At 37.4% G+C, this 13,186-nt stretch carries 11 protein-coding genes; 7 read left to right on the top strand and 4 right to left on the bottom strand.

Annotated elements, in window-relative coordinates:
* Window positions 1-72: 72 nt before the first annotated feature.
* Window positions 73-903 carry an AraC family transcriptional regulator gene (locus IGJ63_RS10470; RefSeq protein ID WP_002356429.1) on the bottom strand — a complete coding sequence of 277 codons (831 nt, stop codon included), beginning with the start codon at window positions 901-903 and terminating at the stop codon, window positions 73-75.
* A 148-nt stretch (window positions 904-1,051) separates the two neighbouring features.
* On the opposite strand from IGJ63_RS10470, the gene IGJ63_RS10465 reads away from it, so the two are divergent.
* From IGJ63_RS10465 to IGJ63_RS10455, 3 genes are all read left to right on the top strand, one after another.
* Window positions 1,052-2,551, top strand: coding sequence for an amino acid permease (locus IGJ63_RS10465; RefSeq protein WP_002359464.1), 1,500 nt, complete (start codon window positions 1,052-1,054; stop codon window positions 2,549-2,551).
* A complete protein-coding gene (ebgA, locus tag IGJ63_RS10460; RefSeq protein ID WP_438746444.1) occupies window positions 2,484-5,606 on the top strand; it encodes a beta-galactosidase subunit alpha in 3,123 nt (1,040 codons plus the stop codon). Before IGJ63_RS10465 ends, ebgA begins: the two co-directional genes overlap by 68 nt.
* A 180-nt stretch (window positions 5,607-5,786) precedes the next feature.
* On the top strand, window positions 5,787-6,035 hold the full coding sequence (locus IGJ63_RS10455) for a GlsB/YeaQ/YmgE family stress response membrane protein (RefSeq protein ID WP_002356434.1): 249 nt from the start codon (window positions 5,787-5,789) through the stop codon (window positions 6,033-6,035).
* Window positions 6,036-6,241: 206 nt separating this feature from the next.
* Here IGJ63_RS10455 and rlmD read toward each other — a convergent pair whose 3' ends face one another.
* Complete coding sequence (gene rlmD / locus IGJ63_RS10450) at window positions 6,242-7,612, bottom strand: 23S rRNA (uracil(1939)-C(5))-methyltransferase RlmD (protein ID WP_002359466.1); 1,371 nt, start codon at window positions 7,610-7,612, stop codon at window positions 6,242-6,244.
* Between the two features lie 131 nt (window positions 7,613-7,743).
* On the opposite strand from rlmD, the gene recX reads away from it, so the two are divergent.
* The 4 genes from recX to IGJ63_RS10430 all read left to right on the top strand — a co-directional run bounded on the left by recX (window position 7,744) and on the right by IGJ63_RS10430 (window position 11,646).
* Entirely contained in the window at window positions 7,744-8,544 is an 801-nt protein-coding gene (recX, locus tag IGJ63_RS10445; protein WP_010713146.1) for a recombination regulator RecX, read from the top strand.
* The gene (gene mutY, locus IGJ63_RS10440; protein ID WP_010713147.1) at window positions 8,534-9,718 is read left to right on the top strand and encodes an A/G-specific adenine glycosylase; all 1,185 of its coding nucleotides are present in this window, start codon (window positions 8,534-8,536) and stop codon (window positions 9,716-9,718) included. Before recX ends, mutY begins: the two co-directional genes overlap by 11 nt.
* 180 nt (window positions 9,719-9,898) lie before the next feature.
* Window positions 9,899-11,023 carry an LCP family protein gene (locus IGJ63_RS10435; protein ID WP_002368824.1) on the top strand — a complete coding sequence of 375 codons (1,125 nt, stop codon included), beginning with the start codon at window positions 9,899-9,901 and terminating at the stop codon, window positions 11,021-11,023.
* A gap of 137 nt (window positions 11,024-11,160) precedes the next feature.
* On the top strand, window positions 11,161-11,646 hold the full coding sequence (locus tag IGJ63_RS10430) for a hypothetical protein (RefSeq protein WP_002356444.1): 486 nt from the start codon (window positions 11,161-11,163) through the stop codon (window positions 11,644-11,646).
* Between the two features lie 44 nt (window positions 11,647-11,690).
* On the opposite strand, the gene IGJ63_RS10425 is transcribed toward IGJ63_RS10430, so the two are convergent.
* Window positions 11,691-12,215, bottom strand: a complete 525-nt coding sequence (locus IGJ63_RS10425; protein WP_438746441.1) for a GNAT family N-acetyltransferase — start codon at window positions 12,213-12,215, stop codon at window positions 11,691-11,693.
* 16 nt (window positions 12,216-12,231) lie between these two features.
* The gene (locus tag IGJ63_RS10420) at window positions 12,232-13,071 is read right to left on the bottom strand and encodes an NUDIX domain-containing protein (RefSeq protein ID WP_438746439.1); all 840 of its coding nucleotides are present in this window, start codon (window positions 13,069-13,071) and stop codon (window positions 12,232-12,234) included.
* Between the last annotated feature and the right edge of the window lie 115 nt (window positions 13,072-13,186).

Genomic DNA, 13,186 nt, shown 5'->3' with positions numbered 1-13,186 from the left:
GCTGCATAGCGAAAACTTCGTCAATCTTTTAAAAGGATAAAAATACAGATTTAAGAATAATGACAATTTATTTTAAGTCAAAAACTGTTGACGATATTGTCGAGGTGTCATCTCTTTTTTCTGGAAGAAAAATTTTGAAAAATAAGAAGGTGAAGAAAAACCTGCTTCAAAACTGATTTCCGTGATGGTTAAGGAACTTTTTCTTAATAGAGAACAGGCTTTTTGCAATTTTAAGTTTTGTACATAAATACTAGGATTTGTTTGTTCATAACGCTGAAATAGCTTAAATAAATAGCTACGATCAATGTTATACTCAGAAGCTAATTGACTAATTGAAAGATTGTTTGAAAAATTTTCGTGAATAGCCATTTTTATTTGGTTAAATAATTGTTGGCTTTGATTTTCGTGCTGTGTAACGGAATGATGCTCTAGATAATTCAACAATTGAAAGCTTTCACTTAAGCTGCCAAAATGATTATGTTTCTTCGCTTCTTGGTAAATATTTTTAAATAAACTTTCTAATTTCTTATCAACAGTTCCTTTTAAAATACAATTTTCGGTAGTCAGGCCTATTTTTTCTAAATACTGAGACGAAAGATCTCCAACAAAACCGACCCAATGATAGGTCCAAGGATTTTGCCGATTAGGATAATAAATATTGCGACAATTGGCTGGGATCATAAACAAATCGCCAGCGGTAATGTGTTGTTTTTCCATAAAGGGTGTTGAAAAATAGCCTTCACCATCGCTACAATAATGCAAAACCCAATAATTAATGGGGGCAAACTCAGTTGGTTTTGTCGGACGGCATTTTTCATAGCCAGCTTCATAAAGATGAAATTCTTGGCTAATAGGTTGATCATTAATCAGGATGCTGACATTATTTGTAAAAACATTTTGCATGCTATCACCTCTTTATAAGAGTATGTAAAGGCTTTCTAAAAGTCAACATCTTTACAAGAAATAGGCAACATTTTTTATTTTTAAAAAACTGTAAGCGTTTTACAATGTGTGAGTACTAATTAATTTGATAAAGAGAGGATGTAGTAAAATGGCAACACATTCACGGGAACGATTAGGTTCTGTCGCATTGATGCTCATGACTTTTTCAGCGGTTTTTGCCTTTCCCAGCATTGTTAACAACAGTATTCAGATTGGCCTAGCAACTATTCCAGGCTATTTATTCGGCTCTATTTTTTACTTTTTACCATTTATTCTAATGATTGCAGAATTTGCTTCTGCTAATTCTGAAAATGAATCAGGTGTTCACAGTTGGTTGGAATCTGTGCTAGGACCTAAATGGGCATTTTTAGGCGCTTGGTCGTATTTCTTTGTCAACTTGTTTTTCTTCTGTTCATTGCTACCGAATACATTGATTTATGGTTCATACGCTTTTTTAGGTCAAAACGTTTTTCAAGGAAACCATAGCACTAAAATAATTGCAGTGATTTCTATCCTGTTATTTTGGTTAATGACATGGGTTTGTATTAAAGGGGTTTCGTGGATTTCGAAAGTGACTAGCTTAGCGGGTGGTGCTCGTTTATTTATGGGCGTAGCTTTTGTGGTTTTAGCCTTTGTCGTCGTGTTTGGTTTTGGCAATGAGCCAGCACAAGAGTTTACCACGACGTCAATTATGCCAACTTTTAATTGGACTTTTTTCATGACGATGGCGTGGATTTTACAAGCTGTTGGCGGTGGTGAAAGTATCGGTGTATATATTAAGGATGTTAAAGGCGGCAATAAAACGTTTGTCCGCACGATGATTGGTGCAACGATTGCGGTCGGTATCATGTATATTCTTGGTGCCGTTGCTGTAGGTTTGGTAGTGCCAACGGACGTCTTAAAAGGAAATTTTTCAAATGGTATTTTTGATATTTTTAAAATTTTAGGTACGTATTTCCATATTCCCGCAGCAATGATGGTGCGCTTAGTAGGAATTATCTTATTTGTCGGAAGTCTTGGTTCTTTGGCTCTGTGGACGGCAGCACCAGTTAAAGTATTTTTCTCAGAAATTCCTGATGGGGTCTTCGGTAAGTGGCTAGTGAAAACGAACGAAGAGGGAAATCCAACCAATGCTTTGTTAGTTCAAGGAATTATTGTGACGATTTTAGTTGCCATTCCAGCATTAGGAATTGGAAATATGGATAGCTTTTTAGAAACGTTAATTAATATGACAGCTTCTACGTCATTAGTGCCTGTCTTGTTCTTGTTAATCGCCTATATTGGGCTTCGTTGGAAAAAAGAAACAATGCCGAGAAGTTTCCGCTTTGGTAATCGAACCTTTGGCTTAATTGCGGGAATTTTCTTATTAGCCATTTTTATCTTTGTATTCTTTATGTCAACTGTGCCGGATCCAAAATTAATCATGGAAGAAATCAATGGCACGTTACCGAAAGGAACCGCTAGTCCACTGGGCATGTTGGCGTATAACATCATTGGGTTAATTGTCTTTATGGGCTTTGCTTGGATTTGTTGGAAACGATATGAAACAAAAGAAAAAAATGAAGTTGGTAAAGGAGAAATGGATTATGAAGACTTGGGAAAATTATAAAGTAGATAGTATTAATCGGTTGCCTGGACGAGCACACTTTTCGAGCTTTCCTTCGAAAGAAACAGCGTTATTAAATGAAAATAAATATACACAAGCATACAAAAATTTAAACGGATGCTGGCATTTTCTCTTTTTAGAAGCGCCAGAATACAGCCCAGAAAACTTTTTTGCGACGGACTTTGATACAAGCCAAATGGATCAAATCACTGTTCCTGGAAATTGGCAAGTCCAAGGATATGGCAAAATGCATTACTCTGATTTATGGTACAATTTTCCCATTAATCCGCCGTATGTACCAACGGAAAACCCAACAGGTATTTACAAACGGACATTTGCTATAGATGAAACATTTCACGATAAAAAAATCATTTTACGTTTTTGTGGCGTAGATTCAGCTTATCATGTTTGGGTGAACGGCCATGAAGTTGGCTACAGTAAAGGTGCACGAAATGAAGCAGAATTTGACATTACGCCTTACGCTAAAATTGGTGAAACAAATGATTTAACGGTGCGAGTCTATCAATGGTCAGATGGTACGTATTTAGAGGATCAAGATATGTGGTGGTTAAGTGGTATTTTTCGTGATGTTGAATTACTCGGTGTACCAGAAAATGGGCTGGAAGATTTCTTTATTATTTCCGATTTAGATGATTCGTATCAAAATGGGCACTTGGCAATTACGGGTAAATTTTGGCAAGACAAAGGACAACAAGTTCAATTGGAGTTGATGGATCAGCAGGGAAAAACGGTTCTTAAAGAGACTGTCGCAGGAAATCAAGGTACGGTTGAATTTTCAGCAAGTTTGCCGTCTGTCACTGCTTGGTCAGCTGAAAAACCATACTTGTATCAACTATTTATCACTGTTTTTTCTGAAGGGGAAGTCGTCGAAGTTATTCCGCAAAAAATTGGTTTCAGAAATATTCATGTATCTGGTGAGACTTTCTTAGTCAATGGTGTGGCCATTAAACTAAAAGGAATGAATCGTCATGATTATAATCCGAAAAATGGTCGAGTGGTTAGTCGTGAAGAAATTGAAAAAGATATTCGTTTAATGAAACAATTTAATATTAATGCCATTCGAACCAGTCATTATCCAGCATCTGCTTATTTCTATGATTTATGCGATGAATATGGAATGTATGTGATTGATGAAACTGATTTGGAATGTCACGGCTTTGAATTAACCGGAGAATATGATTGGATTAGCAACGATCCAGAATGGGAAACGGCTTATGTTTCTCGGATGGTACGGATGATTCAACGGGATAAAAATCATCCATCAATTCTCTTTTGGTCGTTAGGGAATGAATCTGCGTTTGGTCATAACTTTATTGAAATGGCCCGTATTGCAAAAGAAATGGATCCAACACGTTTGGTTCATTATGAAGGTGATTTTGAGGCAGAGGTCACGGATGTCTATTCTACAATGTATACGTGGTTGGAACACCCAACTAGAGAATTACTGATGAATACGATTATTGAAAATTCAAAAAAACCGCATATTTTATGTGAATATTGTCATGCGATGGGTAATGGCCCTGGGAATTTAAAAGAATACCAAGAGCTATTTTATGCTCATGATAAATTACAAGGTGGCTTTATTTGGGAATGGTTTGACCATGGCATTGAATCTGTAACAGATAACGGTGAAGTTTATTATCGTTATGGCGGCGATTTCGGCGATGATCCAAGTAACAAAGATTTTTGTATTGATGGGATGTTGATGCCTGACCGTACGCCATCTCCTAGCTTGTATGAATACAAAAAAGTCATTGAACCCATTACAACTAGCGCTATTGACGTTCTGTCAGGTGAATTCTCATTATTGAGTCGGTTTGACTTTGAAAACTTGGCTATCTTTAAGCTGGTTTATACAATTACTGAAGATCAAACAGTGATTCAATCAGGGACAGTAGCAGTGCCAGCAATTGCTGCTAGAGCAGAAGGAAGACTGCACTTACCTTATCATTTAGATTTTCCTAAAAAGGCAGGAGCCGCCTATTATTTAACTCTTTCATATCAATTGAAAGAAACGACTGCCTATGCATCTGCTGGTCATGAATTAGCTACCGCACAGTTTGAATTGCCAATTGCAACACCAGGGATTGAGATCACACCAGTTGGCTCGCTAATGGCAAAGGAAATTGGCCCTCATTTATACATTGAAGGACCAAACTTTTCAATTAATTTTGATAAAGTGAAGGGCGCCTTAACGAATGTGACACGAGATGGTAAAAAATTATTGCATAAAGGGCCGAAATTTACATTTTGGCGGGCACCAATCAGTAATGATATGGAAATTATTGATGAAATGAAGAAGAAATATTTCTTACATTTAGAGCATGAAATTGTCCGTTCTTTTGAGTGGAAAAAAGTTGATGATTTTATCCAAGTCATCGTAAAAACAATTAACGGAACGACTAACAGTGCTTGGCATTATCAATGTACCTATCAGTATTTAATTGCACCAAATGGCGAAATTTTCTTCGACTTAAAAGGTAGTCCTGCTGGTAAAATTGAAAATGCGCCAGATATGTTACCACGTTTGGGTGTGACTCTCCATTTAGACAAGTCTCTATCAGAAGTAAAATATTTCGGTAAAGGGCCGAGAGAAAACTATGTAGATTCACAAGAAGCTGGTTTACTTGGCGTTTATGATGCTACAGTGGCGGAAATGTTCACTAATTATGTTGTTCCACAAGCCAATGGTAACCACATGGCGACTAAATGGTCCGCATTCACGGATGATCGCGGCCAAGGGGTAGTAGCAACAGCGGCTGATTCATATAATTTTAGTGTTTCTTATTTTGAAGAACAAGCGCTAGATGTTGCTAAGCATACCAATGAATTACAAGAAAGTGAGTATGTTGTTTTAAATATCGATTACAAACAAAACGCCCTAGGTAGCTACTCTTGCGGCCAGTGGCAATTAGAAAAATACCGAACTACGTTTGAAGAATTCCAATTGGCATTCCGCTTAACACCTTTTAATAATAAAGAGATTCAAGCAGCGGATGTCGCACATGAACGAGTAAAACGACCAACAATTTCTTAAATAAAAGCTCAGAACAGTGCACTTCGGTCTCCTGTTCTGAGTTTTTTTAATGAAATTATCAGAAATTATTGCTTTTTTTTCATGGAAATAAGCAAACTATTTTGTTATCTAATAAAAATAGTTCATAATAGTAACATAGCGAATTATTCGCTAGATAAAGCATTTAGGAGGAATTATTTTATGCATACTTTATGGGTTTTAATCGTTGGTGCTGTTATCGGTGCTATCGCTGGCGCGCTTACAAGCAAAGGTCAATCAATGGGTTGGATTGCGAATATCGTTGCCGGTTTAGTTGGTTCATTTATCGGAGAAAAAATCTTAGGTAGCTGGGGTCCTCACGTAGCAGGTATGGCAATTGTGCCATCAATTATTGGGGCAGTAATTTTAGTTGCTGTGGTTTCATTCTTCTTCGGACGAAAAAATAGCTAATTAAGTAAATAATTGTTTAATTAGTTAAAGGAGGTCGGGACAGAACCGTTTAGCTCCGAGAAATAAGAAGAAATTTCCGAAAATTGCTTTTTAATTTTTGGATAATTTCGGCTTATTTCCGAAGGAGTTGGTTCTGTTCCCGCCGTTTATCAGTTTTTGAGCGTGGAGCAAAAATCCAAAGTGATTTTTGTCCCACGCTCCTTTTTTTATTTTCTCGTTAATTTTACGACAACTTCACAACGAGCGGTTTGTGGAAACATATCAACAGATTGTAAATAGTCTACTTGATATACTTTGGCTAATTGAACTAAATCACGTGCTAACGTGGATACATTACAAGAAATATACACCATTTTCTTAGGTGGTTGTTTCAAAAGGGCCGTTAATAATTTACGATCCAAACCAGTCCGTGGGGGATCAACTACAATGGCATCAGGTTTAAAGCCTTCTTTGAACCATTTAGGTAATAAGTCTTCAGCTGTTCCAACAGCATAATGTGTGTTCGTAACACCAAGTCGTTTTGCATTGAATCTAGCATCGTCAATTGCGGCGGGAATGGTATCCATACCACGAACTTGATGCGCTTGTTTCGCTAAACTTAAGCCAATGGTCCCGACGCCACAATAAGCATCAACAACAGTTTCATTTGGTTGTAAATCTAAGGCCTTGATTCCTTCATTATATAAAACTTCCGTTTGTTCTGGATTCAATTGGAAAAATGCTCGCGGCGATAAATCAAAGACAACGTCGTTAATGTGTTCTTCAATGCTTTCTTTGCCCCATAAGTGAAGGGTATCATCACCCATTACTAGAGAGGTTTTTTTATTTTGGACATTTTGCATAATAGAAACAACTTCTGGTAATTGTTCATTAATTGCGCGAACCATTTTTTCTTTTTGTGGAAATTTCTGCGATTGTGTAATGAACACTACTTGGACTTCGCCAGTTTGGATGCCCACTCGAACCATTAATGTTCGAAAGATACCACTATTTTTACGTTCATCATAAATTGGTAATTGAAAGTCATTCAATAAATCAACTAATGTATTCATCACCTTGGTTGTCGCAGGCTGTTGGACCAAACAGTTATCAATCGGTACTAATTGATGTGAATCAGCTTGATAGAGACCAGCTTCTACTTGTCCATCGATTTGGCGTAATTGGAATTGGGCTTTATTTCGATAATTCCAAGGATTCTCCATCCCAATTGTTTTTCGTAGTTCATAGTTTTGATAATTGGCTGGTTTAAATTTGTTAAGCGCCTGCTTTAATAAATCTTTTTTAAAGTCTAATTGTGCTTTGTAGGCTAAATGTTGTAGTTGGCAGCCGCCACATGTTTCATAGACAGGACAAGGAGGGACCACGCGATCTTTAGCAGCTTTTTTGACAGATTGAAGGGTTCCTTCAGCAAATTTTGGTGTAACATTTGTGATCGTGGCAGTCACTTCTTCTTTCGGTAGCGCCCCAGGAACGAAAATAATTAATTTTTTATAATAGCCGATACCTTCGCCATTAATTCCTAATCGTTTAATTTTTAAAGAAATTTGTTGGCCTTTTTTTACTAGTTGTTGGGTCATATTCTTTCATCCTTTAGTCATCTCACATTTTTCACTTCCTCCCATTTTAGCACATTTTTATTTATTTGGCTTCCAAGGATTCTATGGTATAGTAGAATATATGTTCTGATTTAGAGGGGCAGGAGAATAAGATGACAACAATCACACGAATTAGTAAAGATAAAGGTGAATTTTATCTACTTTGGCTATCTTCAGGCGAAAAACTGCGTGTCTCGGAAGATATTTTAGTACGGCAGCGTCTGCTAAAAGGCCAAGAGTTATCAGATACTTTAATAGAAGAAATAAAAAAAGCCAGTTCTTATGATGTCGGGTTACAAATGGCGATGAATTATTTAAGCTATCAATTACGTTCAAAGAAAGAGATTTTTACTTATTTAAAAGAGAAAGAAATTGTACCTGAAGATCGAGTAAAAATCGTTCAACGTTTAGAAGAGCTGCGGTTGTTGGATGATGCAATTTTTAGTGAAAGTTACGTACGGACAGCTATGCGAACCAGTGATAAAGGACCACGAAATGTGGCACAACAATTAAAGCAAAAAGGCATTAGTGAAGAAGATATTCAGCATGGCTTGACCTTTTATACGTTAGATGAACAGCTTAATGTTGCCATAGCAACTGCAGAAAAGGCCATGAAACGCTATCGAACTAAAAGTTTTAAAGATGCACTACAGAAAACGCGTCTGCATCTGATGCAAAAGGGCTTTACAAATGAAATCATTGATCTAGCTTTGGAATCTTTAGCTTTTGAAAAGGACGAAGAACAAGAACAACAAGCGTTAAACAAGGAAGGCGAACGTTTATGGCGTGCCAATCAGCGATTTGATTTTTCTAAAAAAGTCCAAAAAGTCAAACAAAGCTTATTCCAAAAAGGGTTTGACTATGATTTGATTCAGCAATTTATTAGCGAAAAGGAAGTAGAACATGACGAATAAAGAGCCTTGGGAGGCGTGGAGTCCCGAAAAAGTTAGTTCATTCCAGGAAGATTTTTTAGCTTGGTATGAACGAGAAAAACGCAATTTACCTTGGCGAGCGAATACAGATGCATATCGTATTTGGATTTCTGAAATTATGCTACAACAAACTCGCGTAGATACAGTCATTGATTATTTTTATCGATTTATGGAATGGTTTCCGACGATTCAAGATTTAGCGGAAGCGCCAGATGATAAGTTGTTGAAAGCTTGGGAAGGGTTAGGCTACTATTCACGAGCGCGTAATTTAAAAGTGGCAGCGCAACAGATTGTTTCAGAATTTGGTGGGAAAATGCCTGACACAATCGAAGATATTCGGAGTTTAAAAGGAATCGGCCCCTATACGGCTGGTGCGATTGGCAGTATTGCCTTTAATCTCCCCGAACCAGCAATTGACGGTAACGTCATGCGGGTAGTGAGCCGTTTATTTGAAATTGATGCAGATATTGCAAAAGCGAGTAGTCGTAAAGTATTTGAAGCGGCGATGCTTAAAATCATCGATCGTGAGCGTCCAGGGGATTTTAATCAAGCCTTAATGGATCTAGGCTCAGCCGTCTGCACCCCAACTTCACCTAAGTGTGAAAGCTGTCCGCTTCAGCAATATTGTGCGGCCTATCAGGCAGATAAAATGACCGCTTATCCAGTCAAATCAAAAAAAGTTAAGCCGAAAGATGTGTATTATGTCGGCACTATTATTGAAAATAAAAAGCAAGAATTTTTATTAGAACAACGCCCTGAAACCGGTTTGTTAGCCAATATGTGGCTGTTTCCGATTGAAGAAATTAGCAAAAAACAATTTCAACAATTGCAAAAACTGGCGCAACCAGCAGAAACGGAAAAACAATTAACTTTAGAGTTAGATCCTGTAACAGAGCCTTTGGTTGCTGAAGAACCTGTCAATGTTTTTGCTGACTATGACACAGTTGTCTGGCAAAAACGTGCCTTAGGCGAAGTCGTTCATATTTTCAGTCATTTAAAATGGCATATCTTAGTCTTTTATGGCCGAAATACAGGCGAATTAGCCACACTAGAGTCGCAGCGATGGGTGGCAGCACAACAATTTTCAGAGTATGTTTTTCCAAAACCACAGCAAAAAATGGTGGAATTGTTCAAAAAAGAACACAAAAATAAATAACAAAAAAGAGAGGCTTTTAAACAAACAAGCCCCTCTTTTTTGTTTCCTCTAGGTTATACCCCTATATAAATTCTGCTATGTTTAGTTTTGAAGGGGACTGGTAAGATAGACTTGTCTCTTGTCTGCTTAGAGGAGTAGTAATGATGGTGGAGACTTTTCAAGAGAGAGGAAGTACAGCCAATGAGTAGGAAGCGAAAAATCAGCTTAATTAGTTTAGTCATCATTTTGTTTTTTGTCACAGTCGGCTCAGCATACTTTGCTGTAGCGGGTAGCTATTTAAAGAAAACGATTGATAAAGGCTATGTCCCCATAAAAAATGATTATACTGAAGCGCAAAATAAAGATAGTCAATCGTTTTTGGTCATGGGTCTAGACAATACAATTGAACGGAAATTAGGCACAACTAGGACTGATGCTATGATGGTGATTACCGTGAATAACAAGACGAAGAAAATAACCTATTTAAGTTTGCCACGGGATAGTTTTGTTCAAATTGATGCGAAAAATTACCAAGGGATGCAGCGAATTGAAGCCGCCTATACCTACGATGGACCAACAGCTTCTGTTAACACAGTTGAGAAATTATTGAATATTCCAATCAATCATTACGTTGTGTTTAACTTTTTATCTTTTATTAAGTTAATTGATGCGGTTGGTGGCATAGATGTCAATGTCAAGCAGGCGTTTGATGGTGTCACCAAAGACGGGCCAGGATCCATTCATTTTGATGCAGGGAAACAGCATTTAGATGGTACGAAAGCTTTATCTTATGCCCGTGAAAGACATAGCGATAACGATATTATGCGTGGATTCCGACAACAAGAAATTATTCAAGCAGTTGAAGACAAGTTGAAATCTGGTCAATCAATCATGAAAATAATGGACATTATTGATTCGTTAAATGGAAACATTCAAACTGATGTGGATTCCAATGAATTGACTCATTTAGTCAAAGAAGGTTTGACTTGGACCAATTATGATAAACAACAGCTTTCTTTTGACTGGCGCACTTTTAGTAATGAAGGGCGCAGTATGGTTGAACTATATCCAGATAGTATTGAAAATGTCCGTCATCAATTACGTGTGTCTTTAAATTTAGAAAAGCCAGATGAACGAGATCAAGACGGCTATGTCTTCCATACGAACGGTGAATTTTTATATCAAAGTGATTATACCGTTCAAGATGAAGCAGCTGAGGAAAACGAAATGACTTCCATCAACGGCAATACGTATATTGGTGTTCCTGGCAATACACAGACTGGCCCGTTGCCATCAGTTAAAACGGAAAATGGCTTTATAAAATAATTTATTTTCCAAGTATAGAAAATCCGAACATAACAGATTAAGTAATCCACTTACTTATTATTCTTCTAAGGAAAAAACGAAGGATTTTAGCAAGGAAACAGCGTATCATTTGATATAAACCCAACATTCCCTTTATAATGAAAGTAACAAGCAAATTTTTGTTACTTAGAAGGGGAAGGGAGCAAGGAGTTATGTTTAGTTATACAGATACCATTTTGTCAATTATGCAAAGAATTGAAGTATACAACGAAATTTTCAAAGCCATCTCTAAAGAAGTTCAAGAATACGGTTGTAATCAGGCTGCACATCGGAGAGGCCGTGACACTTATATGTTTTGCCGAAATAATGTGAATCGTTTTTTTACAGAAGAAATGATGTTTCGCAAAAATTTAGAGCCGTATTATGATAAAGAAGCAACGAAAATCTTGCTAGAAGGATTAGATACGTATAAAGAAGGAGTATTTTTCTGGTTAGAGGCATTAAGTGAATCTTGCCAAGTGACAGATGAATTGAAATATCAATTAGGAATCCGCCAAAAAGAATCCTCTTATTTATTAATTAATCAAGCTTGTAAAGAAGCCTGTGAGGGCATTCAAAGCGCTCATAGTGTTCATAAGATGTAAAAAGTTAGGGATAGCTGTCAATCTGGCAGTTATCCCTAACTTTTTTATTTCAATATCATCTGATAAGCATAACGTTCGCCATCGTTAACATCTAAAATCACGTCACCTTGATAAACAAAGCCAGCTTTTTTAATCAGGTACTGCATAGCGAGATTTTGTGGATGTGTATCGATTCGAATATCAGTAGCACCTTGCAAACGAGTGGCTGTAACCAGTGAGCGCAAAAGCACCAAGGCCAGTCCTTGACCTTGAAAGGAACTTTTTAGAGCAACACGATGAATTGCCGTATACGTAGTTTGAGAATGAGGTTGCCAAGAACCATTAAAAATCGCTTCATAAGCAGGATCAATCTCCGAACATAAAACACCAACGCCTGCCAAGGCATCCTCAACCATTAAAATATAGCAAGTTTGCTGGTCGATATCTTTTGCTAAAATTTCTTGATTCGGGCCATCGCCGTTTTGCCATTGGGGAATGCCACTTTTTTGTAAGGTGCGGCGTCCATCTTCAATGATACCAAGGATGTCAGGCAAATCAGAAGGTTCTGCTTTTCTTAAGTAAACAGTCAAAAAATATTCCCTCCTCTTAGAACCCTGTCGTTGTTTTCAATTGGTAAATTTTTGAAGGGCGGCCAATGCCAACGGGACGTTCACCTAACTCTTCAAAATATTGTGTCATGGCTTTTTTAAAATTTGAATGGTCAATGCTGCGATAATCAACGCCGAGGAACTTCGCAAAAACTTTACGGGCTTCCGTAATGGTGAAATCTTTTCCTAAGACTTGAAGCACTTGCGGTTCATGTTCCATCTTATCAACAACACGATTAAACGCCTTAATTATAATTTCACTATGGTCGAAAGCTAATGTATCTTTACCAAGAGAGGCCGCTGTTTTCAAGTCTAAAGTAATTTCCACATCTTCATGAGATAATGTGATGTGTTGACCATGCCGTTCAAGATTGAACCAGTGGACTTCTTTGGCATCGTCGCCAGCAATTAAAGGTTCTTCACCAATAAAGGCTAAATAGCTGACTGTCACGACCCAACCACGAGGATCTCGATCTGGGCGACTAAAGCTGTGTAATTGTTCAATATTTTCTTGAGAAATCACCACATCAGTTTCCTCTTTTGTTTCTCTTAAAACACTATCTTCAGTAGATTCGTTACGATTAACAAAACCGCCAGGAAGCGCCCATGAGTTTCTAAAGGGGTGACCTTTACGTTGAATCAGTAAGACTTTTAATTGATCAGCTTCCTTGTTGTAACAAAGAAGAACCATATCAACGGTTAAAGAGGGTTTTTCATATTCAGGTAATTCTTGTTGATGATACCAAGTTAAAAACTCTGCTAAGCTGGCTTGGCGTTCATAATAATTTTTTTCTTCGGCTTTAGAAGCAAATTGTGGCACAATTGCTCCTCCTTTCAAAAAGAAACATGGTTTTCTTTTATTGTATCATTAAGTGGCTGAAATACAATATTCAAGCGTAAAAAGAAAAGCAAGCCTGGGACAAAAATCACTTTGGATTTTTGTCCCAGGCTTG

The organism is Enterococcus sp. DIV1375a, from assembly GCF_051712205.1.
Lineage (GTDB): Bacteria > Bacillota > Bacilli > Lactobacillales > Enterococcaceae > Enterococcus > Enterococcus faecalis.
Note: the sequence above shows the minus strand (reverse complement) of the source record. Positions and strands in the feature narration are given on the sequence as shown.

What these genes read in the sequence shown, in the direction of transcription:
- IGJ63_RS10470 (WP_002356429.1), bottom strand. Translation starts at nt 903, where the DNA reads ATGCAAAATGTTTTTACAAATAATGTCAGCATCCTGATTAATGATCAA.
- IGJ63_RS10465 (WP_002359464.1), top strand. Translation starts at nt 1,052, where the DNA reads ATGGCAACACATTCACGGGAACGATTAGGTTCTGTCGCATTGATGCTC.
- ebgA (WP_438746444.1), top strand. Translation starts at nt 2,484, where the DNA reads ATGAAACAAAAGAAAAAAATGAAGTTGGTAAAGGAGAAATGGATTATG.
- IGJ63_RS10455 (WP_002356434.1), top strand. Translation starts at nt 5,787, where the DNA reads ATGCATACTTTATGGGTTTTAATCGTTGGTGCTGTTATCGGTGCTATC.
- rlmD (WP_002359466.1), bottom strand. Translation starts at nt 7,612, where the DNA reads ATGACCCAACAACTAGTAAAAAAAGGCCAACAAATTTCTTTAAAAATT.
- recX (WP_010713146.1), top strand. Translation starts at nt 7,744, where the DNA reads ATGACAACAATCACACGAATTAGTAAAGATAAAGGTGAATTTTATCTA.
- mutY (WP_010713147.1), top strand. Translation starts at nt 8,534, where the DNA reads ATGACGAATAAAGAGCCTTGGGAGGCGTGGAGTCCCGAAAAAGTTAGT.
- IGJ63_RS10435 (WP_002368824.1), top strand. Translation starts at nt 9,899, where the DNA reads ATGAGTAGGAAGCGAAAAATCAGCTTAATTAGTTTAGTCATCATTTTG.
- IGJ63_RS10430 (WP_002356444.1), top strand. Translation starts at nt 11,161, where the DNA reads ATGAAAGTAACAAGCAAATTTTTGTTACTTAGAAGGGGAAGGGAGCAA.